Annotated in this window: 25 protein-coding genes; 8 read left to right on the top strand and 17 right to left on the bottom strand. The window is 65.9% G+C overall.

The window, feature by feature from the left end; translation table 11 throughout:
• Nucleotides 1–169 precede the first annotated feature (169 nt).
• The 3 genes from AC3WRI_RS26645 to ilvD all read right to left on the bottom strand — a co-directional run bounded on the left by AC3WRI_RS26645 (nucleotide 170) and on the right by ilvD (nucleotide 2,852).
• Nucleotides 170–601: a hypothetical protein gene (locus tag AC3WRI_RS26645; RefSeq protein WP_037025644.1), complete on the bottom strand. Its 432-nt coding sequence runs from the start codon at nucleotides 599–601 to the stop codon at nucleotides 170–172.
• Between the two features lie 165 nt (nucleotides 602–766).
• Nucleotides 767–1,000: an RraA family protein gene (locus tag AC3WRI_RS26640; protein WP_234788242.1), complete on the bottom strand. Its 234-nt coding sequence runs from the start codon at nucleotides 998–1,000 to the stop codon at nucleotides 767–769.
• Nucleotides 993–2,852, bottom strand: a complete 1,860-nt coding sequence (gene ilvD, locus AC3WRI_RS26635; RefSeq protein ID WP_492294405.1) for a dihydroxy-acid dehydratase — start codon at nucleotides 2,850–2,852, stop codon at nucleotides 993–995. The genes AC3WRI_RS26640 and ilvD overlap by 8 nt, the downstream gene beginning before the upstream one ends.
• Before the next feature lie 225 nt (nucleotides 2,853–3,077).
• Between ilvD and AC3WRI_RS26630 the strand changes: the two genes are divergently transcribed.
• Both AC3WRI_RS26630 and AC3WRI_RS26625 read left to right on the top strand, forming a co-directional pair.
• Nucleotides 3,078–3,413, top strand: a complete 336-nt coding sequence (locus AC3WRI_RS26630) for a DUF3175 domain-containing protein (RefSeq protein WP_011616458.1) — start codon at nucleotides 3,078–3,080, stop codon at nucleotides 3,411–3,413.
• Nucleotides 3,414–3,498: 85 nt separating this feature from the next.
• Nucleotides 3,499–4,521, top strand: coding sequence for a class I fructose-bisphosphate aldolase (locus tag AC3WRI_RS26625; RefSeq protein ID WP_011616457.1), 1,023 nt, complete (start codon nucleotides 3,499–3,501; stop codon nucleotides 4,519–4,521).
• 309 nt (nucleotides 4,522–4,830) lie between these two features.
• Here AC3WRI_RS26625 and AC3WRI_RS26620 read toward each other — a convergent pair whose 3' ends face one another.
• Nucleotides 4,831–5,286, bottom strand: coding sequence for a carboxymuconolactone decarboxylase family protein (locus AC3WRI_RS26620; RefSeq protein ID WP_058698285.1), 456 nt, complete (start codon nucleotides 5,284–5,286; stop codon nucleotides 4,831–4,833).
• A gap of 9 nt (nucleotides 5,287–5,295) precedes the next feature.
• Nucleotides 5,296–5,712 carry a cupin domain-containing protein gene (locus AC3WRI_RS26615; RefSeq protein WP_010812653.1) on the bottom strand — a complete coding sequence of 139 codons (417 nt, stop codon included), beginning with the start codon at nucleotides 5,710–5,712 and terminating at the stop codon, nucleotides 5,296–5,298.
• Nucleotides 5,713–5,799: 87 nt separating this feature from the next.
• Between AC3WRI_RS26615 and pdxR the strand changes: the two genes are divergently transcribed.
• The gene (gene pdxR, locus AC3WRI_RS26610; protein WP_492294404.1) at nucleotides 5,800–7,212 is read left to right on the top strand and encodes a MocR-like pyridoxine biosynthesis transcription factor PdxR; all 1,413 of its coding nucleotides are present in this window, start codon (nucleotides 5,800–5,802) and stop codon (nucleotides 7,210–7,212) included.
• 473 nt (nucleotides 7,213–7,685) lie between these two features.
• Nucleotides 7,686–8,204 (top strand): DUF1697 domain-containing protein, encoded by a 519-nt coding sequence (locus AC3WRI_RS26605; protein ID WP_081050322.1) that lies wholly within the window; start codon nucleotides 7,686–7,688, stop codon nucleotides 8,202–8,204.
• A gap of 96 nt (nucleotides 8,205–8,300) precedes the next feature.
• On the opposite strand, the gene AC3WRI_RS26600 is transcribed toward AC3WRI_RS26605, so the two are convergent.
• Nucleotides 8,301–8,708 (bottom strand): PPC domain-containing DNA-binding protein, encoded by a 408-nt coding sequence (locus tag AC3WRI_RS26600; RefSeq protein WP_011616453.1) that lies wholly within the window; start codon nucleotides 8,706–8,708, stop codon nucleotides 8,301–8,303.
• Between the two features lie 435 nt (nucleotides 8,709–9,143).
• Between AC3WRI_RS26600 and AC3WRI_RS26595 the strand changes: the two genes are divergently transcribed.
• Nucleotides 9,144–9,569, top strand: a complete 426-nt coding sequence (locus tag AC3WRI_RS26595) for a DNA-binding response regulator (RefSeq protein ID WP_492294402.1) — start codon at nucleotides 9,144–9,146, stop codon at nucleotides 9,567–9,569.
• Between the two features lie 271 nt (nucleotides 9,570–9,840).
• Here AC3WRI_RS26595 and flgL read toward each other — a convergent pair whose 3' ends face one another.
• The 11 genes from flgL to flgB all read right to left on the bottom strand — a co-directional run bounded on the left by flgL (nucleotide 9,841) and on the right by flgB (nucleotide 20,544).
• Nucleotides 9,841–11,070 (bottom strand): flagellar hook-associated protein FlgL, encoded by a 1,230-nt coding sequence (gene flgL, locus AC3WRI_RS26590; protein WP_439672340.1) that lies wholly within the window; start codon nucleotides 11,068–11,070, stop codon nucleotides 9,841–9,843.
• 46 nt (nucleotides 11,071–11,116) lie between these two features.
• A complete protein-coding gene (gene flgK / locus AC3WRI_RS26585) occupies nucleotides 11,117–13,036 on the bottom strand; it encodes a flagellar hook-associated protein FlgK (protein ID WP_010812659.1) in 1,920 nt (639 codons plus the stop codon).
• A gap of 136 nt (nucleotides 13,037–13,172) precedes the next feature.
• Nucleotides 13,173–14,216, bottom strand: a complete 1,044-nt coding sequence (gene flgJ, locus AC3WRI_RS26580) for a flagellar assembly peptidoglycan hydrolase FlgJ (protein WP_010812660.1) — start codon at nucleotides 14,214–14,216, stop codon at nucleotides 13,173–13,175.
• Between the two features lie 2 nt (nucleotides 14,217–14,218).
• Nucleotides 14,219–15,388 carry a flagellar basal body P-ring protein FlgI gene (locus tag AC3WRI_RS26575; protein ID WP_011616448.1) on the bottom strand — a complete coding sequence of 390 codons (1,170 nt, stop codon included), beginning with the start codon at nucleotides 15,386–15,388 and terminating at the stop codon, nucleotides 14,219–14,221.
• On the bottom strand, nucleotides 15,372–16,070 hold the full coding sequence (gene flgH, locus AC3WRI_RS26570; protein WP_010812662.1) for a flagellar basal body L-ring protein FlgH: 699 nt from the start codon (nucleotides 16,068–16,070) through the stop codon (nucleotides 15,372–15,374). Before flgH ends, AC3WRI_RS26575 begins: the two co-directional genes overlap by 17 nt.
• Nucleotides 16,071–16,081: 11 nt before the next feature.
• Nucleotides 16,082–16,867, bottom strand: coding sequence for a flagellar basal-body rod protein FlgG (gene flgG / locus AC3WRI_RS26565; protein WP_010812663.1), 786 nt, complete (start codon nucleotides 16,865–16,867; stop codon nucleotides 16,082–16,084).
• 54 nt (nucleotides 16,868–16,921) lie between these two features.
• Nucleotides 16,922–17,665: a flagellar basal-body rod protein FlgF gene (flgF, locus tag AC3WRI_RS26560; RefSeq protein ID WP_011616446.1), complete on the bottom strand. Its 744-nt coding sequence runs from the start codon at nucleotides 17,663–17,665 to the stop codon at nucleotides 16,922–16,924.
• 26 nt (nucleotides 17,666–17,691) lie between these two features.
• Nucleotides 17,692–18,918, bottom strand: a complete 1,227-nt coding sequence (gene flgE, locus AC3WRI_RS26555) for a flagellar hook protein FlgE (RefSeq protein WP_010812665.1) — start codon at nucleotides 18,916–18,918, stop codon at nucleotides 17,692–17,694.
• 65 nt (nucleotides 18,919–18,983) lie between these two features.
• Nucleotides 18,984–19,649 (bottom strand): flagellar hook assembly protein FlgD, encoded by a 666-nt coding sequence (gene flgD, locus AC3WRI_RS26550; protein ID WP_010812666.1) that lies wholly within the window; start codon nucleotides 19,647–19,649, stop codon nucleotides 18,984–18,986.
• Nucleotides 19,650–19,704: 55 nt separating this feature from the next.
• A complete protein-coding gene (gene flgC / locus AC3WRI_RS26545) occupies nucleotides 19,705–20,112 on the bottom strand; it encodes a flagellar basal body rod protein FlgC (protein ID WP_010812667.1) in 408 nt (135 codons plus the stop codon).
• Nucleotides 20,113–20,136: 24 nt separating this feature from the next.
• Nucleotides 20,137–20,544, bottom strand: coding sequence for a flagellar basal body rod protein FlgB (flgB, locus tag AC3WRI_RS26540; protein WP_010812668.1), 408 nt, complete (start codon nucleotides 20,542–20,544; stop codon nucleotides 20,137–20,139).
• A 245-nt stretch (nucleotides 20,545–20,789) separates the two neighbouring features.
• Between flgB and flgA the strand changes: the two genes are divergently transcribed.
• The 3 genes from flgA to AC3WRI_RS26525 all read left to right on the top strand — a co-directional run.
• Nucleotides 20,790–21,581 (top strand): flagellar basal body P-ring formation chaperone FlgA, encoded by a 792-nt coding sequence (gene flgA / locus AC3WRI_RS26535; protein ID WP_492294400.1) that lies wholly within the window; start codon nucleotides 20,790–20,792, stop codon nucleotides 21,579–21,581.
• A gap of 161 nt (nucleotides 21,582–21,742) precedes the next feature.
• On the top strand, nucleotides 21,743–22,051 hold the full coding sequence (gene flgM / locus AC3WRI_RS26530; protein WP_058698281.1) for a flagellar biosynthesis anti-sigma factor FlgM: 309 nt from the start codon (nucleotides 21,743–21,745) through the stop codon (nucleotides 22,049–22,051).
• A gap of 5 nt (nucleotides 22,052–22,056) precedes the next feature.
• On the top strand, nucleotides 22,057–22,484 hold a 428-nt coding region (locus tag AC3WRI_RS26525), incomplete at its 3' end, for a flagellar protein FlgN (RefSeq protein WP_492294398.1).

Here is a 22,484-nt window from a genome sequence, read left to right as displayed (position 1 = left end):
AACGCAGTCTGACGAATTCCGGTTCCCCACGAATCGCGCGATGTTGCGCAGCGCGTCTTATCAGGCAGTCTGGCCGCGGCGGGAAGTGGCCCTTGACCAAGGGCAGATAGTCAGCTCCCGCAGGCGGATCGGATTAACCGTCCGTTTCAAGACCCATGGAATGACCGGATCACCCACGCATCCGCAACAGATCAGCGTAAGAAACCAGCTTGCGTTTCTCGTTAGCAAGCGTCTTTCGTTTGGACGCCGAGCGGGTTGGTTGGCCGCGCTCGAACTTGGCGGCGGCGCGTGCGTCCTCCCGCGCGTAGGCCCGCGCGGTCCTGGCTTCCGCCTTCAGGCGTTCAGCCTCCAGCCGCGCAGCAGTGCGTTCCTCTCGGGCAACATCTTGCACGGCCGACATGATTTCGGCTCTTAGCAGATCGCGCCTTTGCCTGGCAGCGGCACGGGCAGCCTGCAATTGCTCTTTCCTCTGTCGCAGCCAGTCTTTCCCGTTGACCGGCGCAGGCCTGGCCTCTGGCGGCACGCTCAGGCGCAAAGCCCTGCTGGTTGAAACTCTCTCAGTCGGCGGCGCGCGCCGCGCATCCTGCTTCGCATCACTCACGCTGCATCACTCTCCCAGCACCACATAGCTGCGGCCCATGCGTCACTGGTTGAAGTCCGTAAACTCATGCCAGCAACCTTACCATAGGACTGCATCTCGGGCCTGGAGCGTCCAGCCTCCTTTTACTTGGCGGCATGAATCGCTTAAACATGTGGGCTTTCGCCGTCACCGCGCGGTAAGTGCCGCGATATCGCGTACGCCGCCGTCGATCACCAGTGCGGCAATACCCGCCGCCTCGGCCGCGACCGTCAGCACTTCGCCCCAATAGCCAGCAAACGAATTTCCTGGATCGATCGAAGGCCAGCCACGGGGCGCGTTCTTATAAGAACCAAAAAAAAGCCGCTCCAAAGAGCGGCCTTCCCGGCAAACGAAGTAACGGGTCGCCCCAGGATCAGTCATCCAGCAACGACAAGTCCCGCACAGCCCCCTTATCCGCCGACATCACCAGCTTGGCATAAGCCTTCAGCGCAGCAGACACCTTGCGCGGACGCGCCTTGGCCGGCTTCCACCCCCTGGCGTTCTGCTCTTCGCGGCGGCTCGCCAGTTCCTCGTCGGACAGCAGCACGTTGATGGTGCGGTTGGGAATGTCGATGCGGATCTTGTCGCCGTCGCGCACCAGGCCGATGGCGCCGCCGGCCGCAGCTTCGGGCGAGCAGTGGCCGATGGACAAACCCGAGGTGCCGCCGGAGAAGCGGCCGTCGGTCAGCAGCGCGCAGGCCTTGCCCAGGCCCTTGGACTTGATGTAGCTGGTCGGGTAGAGCATCTCCTGCATGCCGGGGCCGCCCTTGGGGCCTTCGTAGCGCACGATCACCACGTCACCGGCCTTGACCTTGTCGTTGAGGATGTTCTCCACCGCCTCGTCCTGCGACTCGGTGACGTGGGCCGTGCCTTCGAACACGAGGATGCTCTCGTCCACGCCGGCGGTCTTCACCACGCAGCCGTCGAGCGCGATATTGCCCGTCAGCACCGCCAGGCCGCCTTCCTTGGAGAAGGCGTGCTCGTAGGAGCGGATGCAGCCCTCGGCGCGGTCCAGGTCCAGGCTGGGCCAGCGCGTGTTCTGGCTGAACGCCACCTGGGTGGGAACACCCGCCGGGCCGGCCAGGTAGAAGTTCCTGACGGCTTCGTCCCGGGTCCGGCTGATGTCCCACCGCTCCAGCGCGTCCCTGAGCGTGGGGGCATGCACCGTGGGCACATCAGTGTGCAGCTTGCCGGCGCGCTCCAGCTCGCCCAGGATGGCCATGATGCCCCCTGCGCGGTGCACGTCTTCGATGTGGTACTTGTTGGTGTTGGGCGCCACCTTGCACAGCTGCGGCACCACGCGCGAGAGGCGGTCGATATCGGTCATGCTGAAGTCGATGTCGGCCTCGCGCGCGATCGCCAGCAGGTGCAGGATGGTGTTGGTGGAACCGCCCATGGCAATGTCCAGCGTCATGGCGTTCTCGAACGCCTTGAAGCCTACCGAGCGCGGCAGGATGCGCTCGTCTTCCTGCTCGTAGTACTGGCGCGCCAGTTCCACGATGCGGCTGCCCGCGCGCTTGAACAGCTGCTCGCGGTCGGCGTGGGTGGCCACCACGGTGCCGTTGCCGGGCAGCGACAGGCCCAGCGCCTCGGTCAGGCAGTTCATGGAGTTGGCGGTGAACATGCCCGAGCACGAACCGCAGGTGGGGCAGGCGGAGCGCTCCACCTCGGCCACGTCGGCGTCGGAGTAAGTGCTGTCGGCGGCGATCACCATGGCGTCCACGAGGTCGAGCTTCTTGAACTCCATGGCCTTGGTGACGGGGTTGGCCAGGCGCGTCTTGCCGGCTTCCATCGGGCCGCCGGAGACGAAGATCACCGGGATGTTGAGCCGCATTGCGGCCATCAGCATGCCCGGGGTGATCTTGTCGCAGTTGGAGATGCACACCATGGCGTCGGCGCAGTGCGCGTTGACCATGTACTCCACCGAGTCCGCGATGATGTCGCGGCTGGGCAGCGAATACAGCATGCCGTCGTGGCCCATGGCGATGCCGTCATCGACCGCAATGGTGTTGAACTCCTTGGCCACGCCGCCCGCGGCCTCGATCTCGCGCGCGACCAGCTGGCCCAGGTCCTTCAGGTGCACGTGCCCGGGCACGAACTGGGTGAAGGAATTGACCACCGCGACGATGGGCTTGGAAAAATCTTCGTCTTTCATGCCGGTGGCGCGCCACAGCGAGCGCGCCCCCGCCATGTTGCGGCCGGCGGTGGAGGTTTTGGAACGGTATGTGGGCATTTTTATTGCTGAAGAAATATCGCAGAAAGGAAGCGGGCCACAGGAATAAGGACCCTTGCGCGCCCGTGCGAACAACCTCTTGAGCTGCGCCCTGGGCAAAGGGGTAATTATCCCACACCGCCCGGGCCGTCTTGCCACCACGCGCCGGTCCCCCCTGACCCCCCCGGGACGGCGAGAAGTTGCCTAGGCTAGACGGATCCCGATAAAGCTATGGGAGGACCGGAAATGGCTGCCGCGAAATCCACCCGCCGGCCGGCAAAGGGCCGCGCCAAAGCTGGCGCCAGCAAGGGGCGGCGCTGGTCGCAGCAGATAACAGAGCACAGCAACGCGCTGGACCTCGAACCGCACATCTTCGCCTCGGACAACCCCGAGGAAATTGCCGCCTCGCTCAAGCGTTCCGCCGTGAGCAGCCGGCGCCGCAAGGGCACGGCGTTCCAGTCGGCGATGTCGATGCTCAATTTCTACATCAATCGTGCCGGCCGCCATCTGCCCAGGGCGCGTCGCGCCACGCTGGAAAAGGCCAAGGGCAAGCTGCGCGAAGCGTTCGGGCGGCCACCTTAGGCAGGCGCTACGTGCCCCACCTGGCTTGCGCGACGGCGTTTTCGCGCCAATGCTTGTTCCTATGTCACCTGCACGGAGCCTGATCATGGACAGAAAAAGCGAACTGCAAGCCACCGTGGACGCCCTGGCACAAGCGGGCAAAGGGTTGCTGGCGGCCGACGAGAGCGGGCCGACCATCGCCAAGCGGTTCGAACGCATCGGCGTGGAGTCGAGCGAGGAAAACCGCCGCGCGTGGCGCAACCTGCTCTTGTCGAGCCCAGGCCTTGGCCAGTTCATCAGCGGCGTGATCCTGTACGAGGAAACCCTGGGCCAGCGCGCCGACGATGGCACGCCGCTGCCGGAACTGGCGGCGCGCCAGGGCATCGTGCCCGGCATCAAGGTGGACAAGGGCAAGATCGCACTCGCCCTGGCACCCGGGGACGAGGTCACCGAGGGTCTCGACGGGCTGGCCAAGCGGCTTGCCGGCTATCGCCAGCAGGGCGCGCGCTTTGCCAAGTGGCGTGCGGTCTACAACGTGTCGGACAAGTTGCCGGGCTGGGCTGCCGTCCAGGCCAATGCGGAAGCGCTGGCACGCTATGCCGCGATCTGCCAGGAAGCAGGCGTGGTACCCATCGTCGAGCCCGAGGTGCTGATGGACGGCGCGCACTCAATGGCGCGTTGCGCCGAGGTCACCGAGGCCGTGCTGCATGCAGTCTTTCATGCCTTGCACCGGCATGCGGTGGTGCTCGAGCACATGCTGCTGAAGCCGAGCATGGTGCTGCCCGGCAAGGAGGCCGGGCACGCGGCCCCGGCCGAGGTCGCCATGCAGACCGTGCAGGTGCTCAGGCGCACGGTGCCGGCGGCGGTGCCGGGCATCTTCTTCCTGTCCGGCGGCCAGACGCCCACCGAGGCCACCGTCAATCTGGACGCCATGAACCGGCTTGCCCCGCTGCCCTGGCGATTGTCCTTCTCCTACGGGCGCGCCTTGCAGGAGCCACCCCTGCTCGCCTGGCGCGGCGACGCCGCCAACGCCGCGCAAGCGCAACGCGTGCTGCTGCAGCGCTCACGGCTGAATGCCATGGCCTGCCTGGGTCAATACGACGAGGCGCAGGAGAACGCCGCAGGCTGAGCTTGCCGATGCGCCTGCGCTCCTTCGGCGCAGGCGCGCAGCCCCGCAGCAAATTCCGCATACGCCAGTGCCCGCGATCCTGGCTCGCCTCAGCAACTGGATACTGATGTGGACAGGCCGGCCGACCGGTACCGGCCCAGTTCCGGTCAGTCGGTGCGTGAACTACGGGCGCCCCGTTCGGAAAGGAAGCGGACCTCTGAATGGAAAGCTGCGAAGCGCAACTCGGGGGCTACGTGCCCCCAAAAGGGAAACGCCCCTAAAGGCGCGCTTCTCAACAGACTTCACCCGGCACCCGAGGGACAACAAGCATCAGTCTTTAGCGGCCAGTGCGGACTCGGGGGCGCGCCGGAAGCTGATGGCGAGCCGGTTATAGGCGTTCATCAGGCTGATAGCCATCGTGAGGTCAGCGAGCTCTTTCTCGTTGAACGCCGCGGTCGCGACTTGGAATTCCTCCTCGGGCACGTGTGTGTCCGCCACCAGGGTGACCGACTCGGCCCATGCGAGTGCGGCCTTTTCGCGGTGAGTGAACAACGGCCCCGCTTCGCGCCAGGCTTGCACGAGCGCAAGCTTCTCGGGCGTAGCGCCCTTCTTGATCAGGTCACGGGTATGCATGTCCAGGCAATAAGCGCACGCGTTGATCTGGCTCACGCGCAGATAGACCAGCTCGACGAGGACGTCTTCGAGGCCCGACTGCATGACATAGCCGTACACGCCGCCAAATGCCTTCACACCGCCTGGCGATGCTTTGGTGTAATCCAGTCTCATTTCAAACTCCTACTTGTCGTTGATCGTCAGTTCCTTGTCGTCTGAATCGACGACAAACACGGCGAGCAGTTTTGCCGGCTTGGTCTTGCTCGCATTGCGGCTCACCGGATGGCGTGCGCCTGGCTCCTCGAAGAAGCTCTCACCAGCCTTGTATACGCGTTCCGGCTCGTCGTTCACCTTGCTGGCGACGCTGCCCGAGACGACGTATGCATAGATGAATGACGACTTGGCATGGGTATGAGGATGCGAAGCGCCTCCGGGCGGATAAAGGACCTCCACGGCGATGAGCGACTTGCCCGGGATGTTGGGAATCGCCCGGGAGAAATTCGGCTTGACCGTATCGCCAACGGTGTGTGCAGCGGCAGCCCCGGTGAAGGCGATGCTCGTAGCCGCGACAAGAGAGCGAAGAATGCGCTGAAGTTTCATGTTTATCTCCTGTGAGGCTAGAATCATGCTCTCCCGGAGGTTCATAAAAAAGAACCAAAAGTTCAATTTCCTGATGTACCAGAGGCTATGAGACTCCTGGATCTGAAGCTTGACCGCGCGTCGAAAACTTCACTGGCAGAGCAGATTCGGCTCGGCATTACCGGCGCCATTGAGAACGGGGTACTCGTTCCCGGTGCCAGACTGCCGTCCTGGGTAGATCTTGCCGCACAACTCGGGGTTGCCCGAGGCACCGTCAAGACTGCATATGAGCGGCTGGCCGACGCACAACTGGTCGTTTCATCGCGCGCTTGGGGGACCAGAGTCTCTGAGCATGCTGCCGTCGCGAGCCCGATCACGGAGCGTGCGCGTTCCATCGAGTCTGATCTGCGATCCGAGCTGTACCAGCATTTCCTGCCCGGACCTGCGGTCTTTCAAATGGGCGTGCCGGCATCGGACTGCTTCCCGGCTACATTGTTTTCGCGGCTGCGAGCCCGTGCGGCACGCGACGAAGTCGAAGCGCCTGCAGCGTATCCGGACCCAAGAGGCGAACATGAACTCCGACGAGAGATCGCAGCGCATCTGGCCCTGGCACGCGGCATTGAATGCCAGCCCTCACAGATTTTCATTACGGCGGGATGCTCAGGGGCGCTCGGTGTGGCGCTGCGAGTGATTCAGGCCGAAGGCCGGAAGGCATGGGTCGAGAACCCGGGATTTTTTCCCAGCCGCAGGGCATTGGAAATTTCCCGGCTCGCAACGGTTCCCATCCCGGTAAACGAAGAAGGCATTGATGTCAGCTACGGTGAAACGCACGCACCAGATGCCGCGGTGGCTTTGGTCACCGCGGGCCAACAAGCGCCTCTGGGTCCTACCTTGTCGCTCGCTCGTCGGGTGCAGATCCTCGACTGGGCGACACGCGCGGATGCCTGGATCATCGAAGACGATTACCTGGGCGAACTCCAGCTGACACGCCGCGCGGCTCCCGCATTGGCGTCACTCGATCGTGCGGGGCGGGTGATTCATATCGGGTCCTTCAGCAAGACCATCAGTCCGACGCTGCGGCTTGGATTTGTCGTGGTGCCGGCCTCCCTGGTAGCCCGATTCGATGAAGCCGTGGCCTGCCTTGCTTCAGCGCCCGGACCGGCAGTGCAAATGGCAACTGCTGAATTCATGCGGGATGGGCACTATATCCGACACTTGCGTCGGATGAAGCGCATCTATGCAGGCCGAAGCCATGCACTGCTGGCTGCGCTGAGGTCCAGGGGATTCCAGGCCTATCCGGCCGGACTTGCCGTGGTGATGAGGCTTCCCGATGGCGCCGACGACAAGACGATCGCTCGGGAAGCCTATGCCTACGGCCTTGCGCCCGCCCCGTTGTCGGGGTGGTATTGCTCGGCGTCTACGCAGCGATCGGGACTGCTCCTTGGTGTTGCGACAGCGATTGAACAGCAGCTGCCGGCTGCCTGTGATCGCTTGCAACACCTGATCAGCAAGTTCTCCTAGCGCAAAGGCACTGACAGCACATGGGAACGGTGGTACACGAATTCTTCAGCTTTTTGGTGCTTTTTTAAGTCCCAGGACCAGAAAAAATGGCGTTCACCGAATCGGAACGGGGCGTCACTCCGCTCCGCTGTGTCGTCGACTTTGCGCTGCGCTGCCGGCCTGCGCAGCTCAATGGAGAAAAGCCATGAAGATTTTCGTTGCAGGCGCAACTCGCGCCATCGGACTGCCGCTCGTGCGGGTACTTCGCGCACTGAACCATGAAGTACCCGGCTCGAGAGTCCGTAACTGCGCGCTAGCAGGTCGTTTCGCCATCTCCTGTGAGATTGTTAATTCTCCCCTTTTCATAGGGCGGCCATGCGCTCACACGTGGGTGGGCTGAACCGCTGGCTGGCACTCGTCTATCATTGACCAGCCTGTTTACCGTTGACCGCGAGCGAGCTGTGTGGCGGTTTGCCAGCAATCACGAGATAGCCATGTCCCGATACGTTGCCTTTCTTCGCGGCGTCAGCCCGATGAACGCCCGGATGCCCGAACTCAAGCGCTGCTTCGAGGCGGCGGGCTTCTCCGAAGTGAAAACCCTGCTCTCCAGCGGCAACATCGTGTTCAACGCGCGATCGTCGTCACTGGCCAGCCTGGAGCAACGCGCCGAGAAGGCGATGCAGTCTGAACTGGGCCACAGCTTCGACACCTTCGTCCGGCCGTCCCGCTATCTCCAGGACCTCATCGACTCGGACCCTTTCGCCGAGCTCAGCCTTGCACCTTCGGCCAAGCGGGTTGTCACCTTTCTCCGCAACCCGGTGCCACCAGACGTGGAGCTGCCCATCGAGCGCGACGGCGCAAGCATCGTCAAGGCCAATGCCACGGAGGTCTTCAGCGCCTACGTGCCCGATCCGAAGAAAGGCCCGGTGTTCATGCGCCTGCTCGAACGCTCGTTCGGGAAGGGCATCACCACTCGCACGCTCGATACCGTCGTCAAGTGTGCCAAGGCATAGGCTTCATGCGTAAGGCGGTCGCCCGAACACTCGCACCGAGTGGCTGAAACGGGCCGAACGACCTCATTCATCCACGCTGCCCGGGTTGCTTCGAATCTAATCCAGCGGCGGCTCGTTCCGTACCACCAGTTCCATGAACCCTGAACTCTGGTCGTATTCACGGGCGAAACGATGTTCGGGAAGCAGCGCCAGCAATATCTCGGCAGTCGTACGGACCGTGCAACCGCGCGCCACATGACCACCGAGCACCCGACCTCGCGAGTCCGCAACCGACATGTGCAGGTGCGCTCCATCCGGTGACAGGGATCCGGCGAGCGTCAGGATCTCCAGATCGCCACGCAGTTCGGTAGCGTCTTCCGCCCCGGCAAATCGCAATTGGGCAACGCTGAGGCTCCCGATTCCCTGGATGACGAAAGCCGCATGCAACTTGAGCCGACTCAGCACGTCTTCGAGTGCGGCACGCAGATCGTCGCCGGGAGAGAGGCGTAAGGGATGTGCTTGCATCGCGCGGTTCCAGGGTGGGGCTATGTGACAGGTTAAGGCGAATTGAGACCGATCGCAATTGAGCACCAGCTTTCGGTCGTTGGCGTCCTGCTCTGCGCGGGACGCTGGTTTCGACTGCCTCCGGCGTCCGGCCGAGGCTGGTCGCGTAACACGTTACGTTACACGTAACACCCCGCCGCGGCTGCCAGTCGTCCGCAAAGGCCGGCAGGTCCGCGTCAACCTCCCGGAAACCCGCAGCGGGCCTGGCTCCCGCGCCTGTGCGCAATGGCCCGAGGCGGCCTTGCCAGAGTTGGCATTGCCCTTGCTGGTACTGGTGCAGGGCGCTGGCCACGAAGCCAACGCCGGCACAAACCGGAGGAAACAAGGATGAGCTGGACGAACCGTGGAGCGGCCGCCTGGGAACAAGTCCTGGGGCGCAACCGCGAGGCACATGCCGTGGTGATCGACGACATGCCGGTGTACCGGCACGGAGTCATGCGCCTGCTCGGAGAAATGCCGGGCATTGGCCGGGTCGAACTCGTGGAAACGGACGCCCTGGCGGCACGCAATGCGCGCCTGCCGGCTCCGGCATTGCTTGTGTTCGGCATGCCGCCGGATCTTGCCGACGGCTGGCACCTGCTGCGCCTGGCCAGCCTGGCGCTGAAGCCAAGGCGCCTGCTGCTGGTCTCGGACAATATGTGGCTGCGTCTGCCACCAGGCCTCGACAGCCGCTTTGCCAGCTCCCTGTCCAGGTCCGCTTCGCTCGCGACGGTAGAACGGGACGTGCGCGCGCTGCTGGACCTTCCGCCTTCTGCGGAAGCCCCGCTCGGGCAAGACGCCGGGTCCGTAGCCTTCCAGCGCCCGTTTCACGTGCTCGCGTAAGCCGTTCACGCTGGCACCGGAGCGGGCAAGGCGCTTGGCAAGAGCCGGCGATCTTGCGCTTCGGAAAAATAGAAAGGTCCCCCGGGTTACGTGGGGCCAGGCGGAAGTGCAGGCCGAGGACGGTGCCATCTCCTGATGGCTCCTGCGTGTCCGCCTTCGTGCAAGTCGCTAAATGGAGCTGCTACCCGCGGATGCAAAACTTCTTTCGGGGTTTTGCGGGACTTTGTTCCGGCTAGACAAGAACACACCTGAGGCCGCCGCCCCACCCACCTTACAAATACTTAAACAAATTCATCCCCTGAATCTGCATAAACGACTGCTGCGCCCCCTGCAGCGCCGTCTGCCGCTGGTAATACTCGGTGATCGCCTTCGCGTAATCCAGATCCTGCAGTCCCGACAGCGTCTGCGAGTACGTCAGGTCACGGTTGGACCCCACATCATCCAACGCATCGAGCTCGTTCATGCGCGAACCCACCGATGCCCGCACGGTCAGCACGTTGTCGAGCGAGTTGGAGAACTGGCGCGTGGCGGTGGAGATGACGTTGCCAAGATGCGCCCGATCACTGCTGTCGGGGGTGGGCTGGCGCAGCGTGTCGATCACGGTCTGCAGATTGGCGAACATGTCGGTGCCGGCCTCGCTGGCGGGAGCCATGGTCATGGTGTCGCCGTCCTTGGGATCGCCGGTCACGTTGAAGCTGATGCCGGCGACGTCGATATGGGCTGGCGACGTGTAGGCGACGGGGCCCTTCACGACCGGTGCGGGGGTCGTGCCTGCCGACAGGTTGGTGATGGTGTATTCCATCTGGCCGCTGGCATTGGCCGCGAACGTGACCTGCATCGAGAGCCCATAGTCGGGATCGCTCGGGTTCGTGGTCGACACCGTGCCGAACGTGGCGCTGCCGGTGTTGTTGGCATTGCCCTTGACGACATAGCCGGCGCCGCCGGTCACGCTCATGAACACTTCGCGCCCGGTGTTGCCGGCGGGCATCTGGCGCGCCACATCGACCTGCAGCAGTTGCTGGCCGTTGTCGCCGATGTAGGCGCCCGGACCTTTGCTCTGCGTGAACGGCGCGCTGCCGGAGCGGGTGCCGCCAAACAGGTACTGGCCGTTGCCGTCGTCGGAGTTGGCCAGGCCCACCAGCTGGTTGTACAGGCCTTCCAGAGCCGTGGCCAGCGAGCCGCGGTCGGCATCGCTCATGGTGCCGTTGCCGGCCTGCACCAGCAGCGTCTGGATGTTCTGCGTGACCGTGGTCACGGACTGCAGCGCGTTTTCTTCCGCGGCCAGCGCGATATTGGCCTGCTTGCGCGAGGTTGCGTACTGGCCGTTGACGGCCTGTGCCTGGCTCACGCCCAGCGCGCGGGTGGCGCCGACGGGGTCGTCGGACGGCGTCAGGATGCTGCGGCCGGTGCCTAGCTGCTGCTGGATATGCAGCAGCGAGCCCTGCTGGTAGTTCATCGAAGCCAGGCCTTGCTGGTACAGGGTGGAGCTTGCAACGCGCATATTGGTTACCTCTTCTGACTCTGCTGACGCTTGTGGGTGCCGCCGCTTACCTGCCGATGCCGATGATGGTGTCGAACAGCGTGCCGGCCGTCTGGATCACCCGGGCGTTGGCCTGGTACAGCTGCTGGAAGCGCAGCATCGACACGGTCTCCTCGTCCATGTTGACGCCGGACACCGATTGCTGCGCGGTCTTGATCTGGGTGGTGATGCTGTCCTGCGAGGCCGAGGCGATCTTGACCGACTTGGCGCGCGTGCCGACGTCGTTGACCAGCTGGGCATAGCCCTCGCTGAAGCTGGACACACCGCCGATGGTCTTGGCGTTCTGCAGCTTGGCCAGCGCCAGCATGTTGCCGTTGTCCTTGACCGCGCCGGCGTTGCTGCTCAGCGTGAAGGTGTCGCCCGTCGCGGGCGTGCCGCCGAAGCTGAAGGTCAGGCCGTTGAGGGTGTAGTCGGTATTGCTGCCGTTGGACACGGGCGCCGGCTGGGTCGCGAGCGGTCCGTTGGCATCGCTGAAGACATAGGTGGTTCCGTCGAACCTGGCGGTGATCGTGCCAGCCAGCAGCGAATAGCCGGGCGCGACCTTGCCCAGGCTGACCGTGCCGTTGCCCTTGTTCGACGCCGCCGCGTCGGCGCGAGCCGGCGATGCCGCGGCGATCCTGGCCGGGTCGCTGATCGCCATGTCGAAGCCGGTGGCGGCATTGCGCGTGGGCTGGATCGTGAACGAATCGTTGGTGCCCATCGCCGCATTGATCTCGACGGTGAAACCGTCGGCGCTGAACTGCAGCGGGTAGCTGGCGCCGCCGGCGGGCACCGGCGTGACCACCTGCTGGTTGTCGGAGAGACGCGTCAGCGTGTAGTTGGTACCGTCGAACTGCAGCCTGTAGTCGCTGGTGGTCAGGGCCGAGGCATTGTCGATCCTGGTCGTTGCCACCGTGGTCTTCACGGTGTTGTTGGCGTTGGGGATCGAGGTGGCGCTACCCAGTTCAAACATGTCGGTGCCAATCGCGCCGTTCAGGTCGATGCCCAGCTTGTGCTGCGCGTTGAAACTCTGGCCGATCGCCAGCGACAGCCGGCCGATGGCGCTCTGCGCCGCGTCCAGGGATTCGGTGCGGAACTGCAACAGTCCGCCCAGCGAACCGCCGGTGATGGCGCCCGGCTCGCTCTCGAACACGTTGCCGTTGGGCAGGGTGTAGGCCACCACGGTGCGGTTGGGATCGGCCGCCGAGGCTACCGCCTTCAGCTCGTACGCGTCATTGCCCATCACCAGCGGCTGACCGTTGCCGACGAAGACGTTGTAGGTGCCGCTGTCCTGCACCACCACCTTGGCGCCGACCAGCCTGGTCAGCTCGGCCACGGCCTGGTCACGCTGGTCCAGCAGATCGTTGGGCGGCTGGCCGCCGGAGGCAGCCTTCAGACGGGTGATTTCCTGGTTCAGGTTGGCAATCTGCCTGGTGTACGCGTTGACCTGCGTAACGGCGGTGCCGACCTGCTCATTGACGCCCGATTGCAACTGCTTGAAGTAGTTACTGGCCGAGCGCACCTGCCCTACCAGCGCTTGTCCGGCCGACAGCATGCCCTGGCGCGCTGCCGGATCGGCCGGGGTGTCGGCCACGGCCTGCACCGCCGCGAAGAACTTCTGCATCAGCGGCGCCAGGCCGCCCTTCTGGTCGGCGAGCAGGTTGTCGATCTGGGCGATCTGGTCCGAGTACGCCGCCAGCGATGCGCTGGCCGAGGTGGCGCCGCGCAGCTGGCCGGTCAGGAACTCGTCATAGACGCGGATCACCGTGGTGGTGTTGGAGCCGAAGCCATAGAAACCCTGGCTGGTGTACTGGCCGCCGGCCGAGGCCACGATGGTGTTCTGGCGCGAATAGCCTTCGGTCGCCGAATTGGCAAAATTGTGGCCGGTCGTCGTCAGCGCGTTCTGCGCGGTGTTCAGGCCGGAAAGACCAATACTGAAGAGAGACATTGTGCTCTGACCCCGGATTGATGGGACTACCGCGGCGAGGGCCGGCGGTGGTGGATGTGGAAGTTATCGGCTGGGTGGGGGCGGGACTTTAGGTGTGGAAGTGATCTTCGCCAGATCCGCTGGCTTCCCCCTGCCCTCAGGCTGCGACCTTCTTCATGATCTTCACCAGCTTGTGCCCGTACGCCGGATCGGTGGCATAGCCCGCGCGCTGCAAGCCATGCGCCGCCTCTTCAGCCGACGCCGCGCTGACCACGCCCGCGTAGCGCGGGTTGTTCGTCAGCAGGCGGGCATAGTCGGCACAGGCCTCGTCATACGAGCCATAGGCGCGAAACTTCGCCCGCACCTTCTGCGGCTGCCCGTCGACATATTCCGTGGTGGTGATCTCGGCCACGCGCCCCTTCCAGCTGGCCCCGGCCTTGATGCCGAAGACGTTGAAGGTGGTGGAGCCGTCGGCGTGCGTGATCTCGCGCTGGCCCCAGCCGGATTCCAGCGCGGCCTGGCCTACGATCAGCCGCGCCGGCACGCCGCTGGCGCGCGCGGCGGCTTCCGCGGGCCCGGCCATGCGGGCGACAAAGGCGCTGACGTGGGCCGGCGCGTCGTCCGGCAGCCGTCCCAGCTTGTCCTCGCCCTGGCCGCGGTCCGCGTACCACTGCGGCTGGTACTGGCGCAGGCCGGCAGTGGGATTCCAGTTCTGTCCCGGCACGATGGTGCCGATCGCCGGCAGGTCGGCCTGCTCGCCGGCGTCGGCCGGGACCGCCCCGGCGCCGCGGCTGTCGAGCAGCCTTGCCATCTCGGCATCGGCCGCCTTGCCTGACTCGGCCAGGCTCATGGCGCTCATGCCGGCCGGCATCGGCGTGCCGGTGGCGCGCGCCAGCTGGCGCACCATCACATCGGCCAGGCCGATCCCGCGCGACGACATCTGCTGCGCAAGCTGCTGGTCCATCATCGACATATAGAGCTTGCTCTGCTCGTTGTCGAAGAGGCCGTCCTGCGGGGTGGCATCGCGCATGCTCTTGAGCACCATTTGCGTGAACACCGCCTCGAACTGCCTGGCGACGGCTTGCAGCGTATTGGCGTCGGCGCCGCCGCGCGCGCTGTGCTTGAGCGCCTCGAAGCCCTGCGTGTCCAGCGCAAAGCGCTGCGTCAGCTCCGCCGCCTGCGGGGGTCGTGCCGTGTTCATGGTCAGATCACTTCCAGCTCGGCACGCAGCGCCCCGGCCGCGCGCATGGCTTCCAGGATGGTCTGCAGGTCGGCCGGGGTTGCGCCCAGCGCGTTCAGCCCCTTGACCACGGCGGCCAGCGATGCGCCCGCCTTGACGATCTGCAGCGAGCCGCCCTGCTGCCTCATGTCGATCTGCGACACCGGCGCCACCACCGTCCGCCCTTCGCTAAATGGCGCGGGCTGGCTGATCACCGGTTGCGTGTTGATCACCACCGACAGGTTGCCGTGCGCCACCGCGCAGTCTTCCACCGTGACCGCCTGGTTCATCACGATGGAACCGGTGCGGGCGTTCAGGATCACCTTGGCCGCGGCCTTGGCCGGGGTCACGTCGATGTTCTCGATGCGGGCCAGGAAGCCCACGCGCGCGGCCGCCGAGGCCGGCGCACGCACCTGCACCACGCGCCCGTCCAGCGCCGCGGCAACGCCGCCGCCCATGGAGCGGTTGATGGCTTCCACCACGCGCTCGGCGGTGCCGAAATCGGTGTCCTTCAGTTCCAGGTTGAGCACGCCGCCATCCGGCTGGAACGGCGCCACCGCGCGCTCAACGATCGCGCCATTGGCGATGCGCCCCACCGCCAGCTGGTTGACCTGCACCTTGCTGCCGTTGGCCGATGCGCCCGCGCCGCCCACCAGCATATTGCCCTGGGCGATGGCATAGACCTGGCCGTCGGCGCCCTTGAGCGGGGTCATCAGCAGCGTGCCGCCGCGCAGGCTCTTGGCATTGCCCATCGACGACACCACGATGTCCAGCTGGCTGCCGGGCTGCGCGAACGCAGGCAGCGAGGCGGTCACCATCACCGCCGCCACGTTCTTGAGCTGCATGTTCTTGCCGGCCGGCAGCGTGATCCCCAGCTGCGAGAGCATGTTGGTCAGGCTCTGCGTGGTGAACGGCGTCTGCATGGTCTGGTCGCCGGTGTTGTCCAGGCCGACCACCAGGCCGTAGCCCACCAGCGGGTTCTCGCGCACGCCCTGGAACGTGGCCAGGTTCTTCAGACGCTCGGCCTTGGCGACGCTGGCAAAGGCGCCAAAGGCCACGCCCAGCGCCAGGCTGATCACGCTCAGGCGCAGCAGGCGGGACAGGAAACGGGCGAGCATCGGAGCAGACATGGCGCGGTCAGAACGGTGAAACATTGAGGAAGAAGCGCTGCAGCCAGCCCATGTTCTGCGCTTCGTCGATCACACCCTTGGCGGTGTATTCGATGCGCGCATCGGCGACCTGCGTCGACAGCACGGCGTTGTCGCCGGTGATCGTGCGCGGATTGACCACGCCGGAGAAGCGGATGAACTCGGCGCCCTGGTTGATGGCCATCTGCTTTTCGCCGGAGACCACCAGGTTGCCGTTGGTGAGCACCTCCAGCACGGTCACGGTGATGGTGCCGTTGAAGGTATTGGCCGCGCTGGCGCCGCCGCTGGCCTTCATGGTGTTGGCGCCGTTGATGCTGGCGTTGCTGCTGCTGTTGAACAGGCCGCTGAGCGCGCGCGGCACGGCATCGAACGCCAGCGCGGTGTTGCCGGTGCGGCTGGTATTGGTGCCGGAATTCTTGCTGGCGTTGACGTTCTCGGTGATCAGGATCGTCAGGATGTCGCCCACATTGCGCGGACGCCGGTCCTCGAACAGCGGGTTGCCGGCGTAGGACGACTGGTAGATCGAGCCCGAAGCCGGCCCCATCGGCCGCGGCTCTGCGCGCGCGGTGGTGGGCAGTTGCACCAGCGGCTCGCGCGGCATCAGCGCGCAGCCGCCGCTGGCCAGCATTGCCACGCCGGCCAGGCAAACCAGCGCATGCGCGCCCAGGCGGGAAAGCAAGGTGGCCATGTTCACACCAGTCAACCCAGTTGCGACAGGCGCTGCAGCATCTGGTCGGATGCCTGCACGGCCTTGCTGTTGATCTCATACGCGCGCTGGGTCTGGATCATGCTGACCAGCTCTTCCACCACGTTCACGTTGGACGCTTCCACGTAGTTCTGCTGCACCACGCCAGCGCCGTTCAGGCCCGGCACGGTGGTGTTGGGCGCGCCCGAGGCATCGGTCTGCACGTACAGGTTCTCGCCCATGCTTTCCAGGCCGGCCGGGTTCATGAAGGTGGCCAGCTGCAGCTGCCCCACCTGCACGTTGGCGCTGGAGCCGGGCTGCGTCACCGACACGGTGCCATCGCGCGCAATGGTCATCGACAGCGTATTGGCCGGGATGGTGATGGCGGGCTGGATCACGAAGCCGCTGGAGGTCACCAGCTGGCCGTTCTGGTCCACCTGGAACGAGCCGTCGCGGGTGTAGGCGGTGGTGCCGTCGGGCAGCGCCACCTGGAAGAAGCCCTGGCCCAGGATGGCCACGTCCTTGGCATTGCCAGTCTGCTGCGGGTTGCCCTGGGTGTGGATGCGCTCGGTGGCCACGGGGCGCACGCCGGTGCCCAGCTGCATGCCCGACGGCAGCGTGGTCTGGTCCGACGACAGCGCGCCGGGCTGGCGGATGGTCTGGTACATCAGTTCCTCGAACACCGCGCGGCCGCGCTTGAAGCCGTTGGTCGACACGTTGGCCAGGTTGTTCGAGATCACGTCCATCTGCGTCTGCTGCGCATCGAGGCCGGTCTTGGCAATCCAGAGAGAGCGGATCATGGTGGTCCTTGCGTTGGTGCTGGCACGGTGCGCCGTGCCGGTCAGTCATTCAGGTCAGTTGGTCGAGAGCAGCTGGTTGGCGCGCTGCTCGTTGCCGTCGGCGCCCTGGATCATCTTCATCTGCATCTCGAAGCGGCGGGCATTGGCGATCATCTCGACCATGGCTTCGGTCGGGTTGACGTTGCTGCCTTCCAGCGCGCCCGAGATCACGCGCACGGTGGGATCGGCCTCCAGCGGCTGCGCGCCGGGACGCAGGCGGAACAGGCCGTCATCGCCGCGCGCGATGGCGTCGTTGGGCGGGTTGACCACGCGCAGCCGGCCCACCTGCGCCAGGCCGGCAGAGGCTTCGCCGGGGCCGCGCGCGGTGATGGTGCCGTCGGTGCCGATGGTCACCTGCGAGCCCGGCGGCACCGCCAGCGGACCGCCATCGCCCATCACCGGCAGGCCGGAGATGGTCTGCACCTGGCCGTCCTGCGCCACCTGCAGCGCGCCGGCGCGGGTGTAGGCCTCAGTGCCGTCCGGTGCCTGCACCACCAGCCAGCCATTGCCTTGCAGCGCCACATCCAGCGTGCGGCCGGTGTAGGTCAGCGGGCCGGCGCGCATGTCGGCGCCGGGGGTCGAGGCCACCGTAAACGCGCGCGTGCCCGCCTCCGGCCCGACCACCGGCACCGCGCGGTACAGGTTGACCTGCGCGCGGAAGGCCGGCGTGGAGACGTTGGCGAGGTTGTTCGATACCGCCGCTTGCTGGTCGAGTATCTGCTTGGCGCCCGACAGGGCGGTGTAGATCATGCGGTCCATGGCGGCGGCTCAGCTCAGCGTAGCGGTCACAGGTTGACCAGGGTCTGCATGACCGTGTCCTGCGCCTTGATGGTCTGCGCATTGGCCTGGTAGTTGCGCTGCGCAACGATCAGGTTGACCAGCTGGCCGGACAGGTCCACGTTGGAAGCTTCCACCGCATTGGAGCGCAGCGTGCCCATGCTGCCGCCGGCCACGCCGACCAGCGCCTGGCCGGAGGCGCCGGTGGCCGACCACACGTTGTCGCCCTCCGGCTTCAGGCCTTCGACGTTGCCGAATGCGGCCATCACGATCTGGCCGAGCGGCTTGGTCTGCTCGTTGGAATAGTTGCCGGTGATGGTGCCGTCGCCATTGACCGAGAAGCCCAGCAGGCTGCCCGAGGTGTAGCCGTTCTGGCTGAGCTGCTTGACGTCGTTGTCGGCGCCGAACTGGGTGGTGCCGGTCAGGTCCAGCTTCATCGCCATAGCCTGCGCGCCATTGGCGGCCGGCTGGCTCAGGGTGATGGCGCCGGCCGCCGGCGATTGCAGTGCGCCGGCGTTGTCGAACGCGAGTGTGACCGGTGCGCCGCCGACGGCATTGCCGTTGACGTCGGTCACATACATGCGCCAGTCGGTGCCACCGGCGACGGTCGGGGCGCCCGCCGACTTGGCGAAGTACGCCATCAGCTGCTGCTTGTTGCCCAGCGAGTCATAGACGTTGATCGCCGTGCTGTAGTTGAACATATTGCTGGTCGGCGGCGAGCCGGCCGCGCTGGCGAAGGCCTGCGTCGGCACGGTGGCGCGCGAGTCAAGCTGGAACTTGGCGGTGATGTTGCTGGTAGCGCGGGGCTCCATCTGCGCGTTGCTGATCACCAGCGGCTGCGGCTGCACGCCCGCGCCGCCGGCCACGCCCGCCGGATAGCCGGTCACCTGCAGGCCCTGCATATTGGTGATGCGGCCGTCTTCCTGGCGCTGGAACTGGCCGTTGCGCGAGTAGTAGACCGCGCCTTCCGGGCTGGTCAGGCGGAAGAAGCCGTTGCCGTTGGTGATAGCCACATCCAGCGAGCGCCCTGAGGCTTCGATATTGCCCTGGTTGAACGACTGCACCACCGAGTTCACGCGCACGCCCAGGCCGATCTTGGTGCCTGCGTAGACATCGGCAAACTGCGCTGCCGATTGCTTGTAGCCAACCGTGTTGGCGTTGGCGATGTTGTTGCCAATCACGTCCAGATTGGACGCGGCGGCGTTCAGGCCGCTTACCCCTTGACCGAAACCCATGATTGCTTCCTTTTTGCTTGGTCGTTGAAGCCGGCCGGCGCCTGTGCGCTGCCGGCACCTGCGTTTCAGAGAATGCGGCGTACGTCGTCGACGTTCGCGGTCTGTCCGTCGCCCAAGTCCACCAGCACGCCGCTGGCGTCGCCGCTGATGCTCTGGACCTTGCCGTAGACCAGCGCCACCGGCTGCACCGAGGTGCCGTTGGCGGTGGCGGTCACCTTGAAGGTGTAGTCGCCGTCGGCCACGGCCGCGCCGGCGTTGTTCTTGCCGTCCCATGCGACGTTGTGCACGCCCGCGGTCTGCCCCTTCATGTCGATGGTGCGCACCACGTTGCCGTCCTTGTCGAGCACGTCGACGGTGACCGCATCCGCGGTCGACGGCAGGTCCAGGCCAAACTTGCCCGGCACGCCGCCCGCCACCGACACCTGCTTGCCCGGCACCATCACGGTATGGCCGATCAGCGCCGCGGAGTCCATGGCGCGGCTGGCGCTGACCTGCGACAGCAACTGCGACAGCGTCGCGTTCATGGTCTGCATGCCGCTGACCGTGCTGATCTGCGCCAGCTGCGAGGTCAGCTGCGCGTTGTCCATCGGGTTGAGCGGGTCCTGGTTGTTCATCTGCGTGACGAGCATGGTCAGGAAGTTGTTCTGCAGCTCGGACGCGCTGGCGCTGCCGCTCTTGAGGGCGTCGTTGATGCCCTGGGTGTTGCTGCCTACCGCGGAGGTGGTTGTCATGTCGGTTCGTTGTGTGCGTGCTGGTGGAGGCGTTGCCGATACAGGCCGAGGCTTGTCACTGGCCGATCGTCAGCGTCTTGAGCATCATGTTCTTGGCGGTATTGAGCACTTCCACGTTGGCCTGGTAGGAGCGCGAGGCCGAGATCATGTTGACCATCTCCTCCACCGGGTTGACGTTGGGCATCACCACGTAGCCCTGGGCATTGGCCATGGGGTGCGTGGGGTTGTGCACCATGCGCGGCGGCGACGGGTCTTCCGACACGCCTCGCACCTGCACGCCGCCGATGTCCGTCTGCCCCGGCGTGGGCGCCATGCCGAACACGACCTGCTTGGCGCGATAGGCCTGGCCGTCGGGGCTGACCACGCTGTCGGCGTTGGCCAGGTTGGAAGCGGTCACGTTCATGCGCTGCGACTGCGCGGCCATGGCCGAGCCCGCGACGTCGAAGATGTTCATTGCCGGCATGCGCTCTCTCCCTTACTGCTCGATCTATTGCTGGATGGCGGCCAGCATGGTCTTGATCTTTGAATTCATCACCGTCAGGCCGGACTCGAAGTGCACGGCGTTGTCGGCGAAGGCCACGCGCTCGGCATCCATTTCCACGGTGTTGCCGTCGACGCTGGACTGCAGCGGGATGCGGTAAGCCAGGTCGAATTCCTCGCGCCCCGGGGCCTGCGCGGGCAGATGGCGCACCGAGGTGGTGGACAGCGACATGCCCTCATTGCGATGGCCGCGTTCGACGCTCTGCGCCAGCGTGCTGGAGAAATCAAAATCGCGCGCCTTGTAGCCGGGCGTGTCCGCGTGCGCGATGTTGGAGGCAATCACCGACTGCCGCTGGTTGCGCAGGCTCAGCGCTTCCTGCTGGAAACGTAGTGCCGCGTCGAGTCTGTCAATCATCTGGGATCTCCCTGCTCACGTGAACGGAGCGAACGACCTTCTTCAGGGTTGCCATCTTAGGCGGCGACCTGTCACGCCAATCGGATGAATAAGGACGGGAAATCCATGCATTTCGGCCCGCCCTCGCGCGAGGGGCTGCCTACAATGGGACCCCGATGACAGATGTAAACGGGGCGCGCGGCCAGTCACGGGGCGGTGCGCCAGGCATGCCGTGCATGCCGTGCCGTCCTTGCCGGGAAGTCCAGATGAAACAGAATCGCCGCAACGCCCGCAGCCTGGCGCAAGCCCTGCTGGCGGCCTGCCTGCTTGGGCCCGCCGCCGCCGGTGCCGCGCCGGCGCAGGTCATGCCCGTCGCCATGCAGGCGGCGGCCGCGCACGGCCAGCAGCAGGCTGCCTATGCTGCCAACCCCGCTGCCAGCCCCTTTGCCGAAGACCCCGCGCGCGTTGCCGTGGAACGCTTCCTGCTGCAGCAGACCGCCGGCCTGCCGGGCAAGGTCAGCGTGCAGGTGGCGCCGCCTTCGGGTGGGCGCGCGCCGGATTGCCTTGCGCCCGACCCGTTCCTGCCCGCCGGCACGTCGCCTTGGGGCCGCGTCTCTGTAGGCGTGCGCTGCGGCGGTGAGCGGCCGTGGGTGCGCTACATGCAGGCGCGCGTGTCGGTGCAGACCGATTACTACGTCGCCGCGCGCGCGCTGGGCCCGGGCGAGCCGGTCGGCCAGGCCGATATCGAAGTCCGCCAGGGCGACCTGGGCACGCTGCCGCGCGCGGTGATCACCGACCCGGCGCAGCTTGCCGGCGCGGTCACCGCCAACCGTATTGCCGCCGGCTCGCCGATACGGTCTGACCTGCTGCGCAAGGCCATCGCCGTGCGCCAGGGCCAGACCGTCACCGTGGCCGTGGAAGGCGATGCCTTCCAGATCACCAGCGAAGGCAAGGTGCTGGCCGATGCCGCCACTGGCAACACCGTGCAGGTGCGCCTGCGCAGCGGCCAGGTGGTCAACGGGCTGGTGCGCAGCGGCGACACCGTGGTGCTGCAGTAGCCCGCCGAAAGTGCCTTGATCGTGGCCAAAAGACTGCAAACCCGTGGCGGGCGGCATGCGAAAATGCCGCCGACATCGCTGCGCGGCGAAATCGGGGCGAGCGCCCTAAAGAATTCGCCGGCGCAACCGTAATGCCATAGGAAACCAGCAAGGAACGCCCCGTGAAGATCAACCACACCGCCTCGTCCCGGCCCGCCGACGCCCCCGCGGACGCTGCCGCCGCCCGGCCCCAGGCCGCGCCGGCCAGCGCCGCGGCGCCGTCCGCCGGCCTGAGCGTCAGCCCGCTGGCCGCCCAGGTGCGCGACATCAGCGCCCGCCTGGCGCAGCCCACGGACGACGATATCGACACCGCCAAGGTCGAAGAGATCCGCCAGGCCATCGCCGAGGGCCGGATCAGGATCGACCCGGGCAAGATTGCCGACGGCCTGCTCGCGACCCTGCGCGAGCTTGGCCAGGCCGAACCCCGCTAGCCCAAATGAACCAGAGCCTGATCCAGTCCCTGCAGCGCGAAACCGAAGGCATCCAGGCCTTCGGCCAACTCCTCGCCGAAGAGCGCGACGCCCTCAAGCGGGGCGACTTCCAGTCCCTGAGCGGACTGCTGACGCGCAAGGTTGAACTGGGCCAGGCCCTGTCCCGCCAGCTCAAGGCCCGCGAAGCCCAGATGGGCGCGCTTGGCCTGCGCGCCGGCCCCGAAGGCCAGCTGCTCGGCCGCCAGGTCGACCCGGCCGTGGCCGACGCCTGGCGCCAGCTGATCTTCGCCCCGCGCACCGCGCGCCACGGCAACGCCCTGAACGGCGCCGTCGTCAATGCCCACCTCGATTTCACCCGCGAAGCCATTCAGGCGCTGCGCCAGCATAGTGGCGGGGATGCGGGGTTGTATGGGAAGGATGGGAAGGCGGCGGC

It is taken from the genome of Cupriavidus sp. FW305-27, from assembly GCF_058787995.1.
This window is presented reverse-complemented; position numbering and strand designations above follow the sequence as displayed.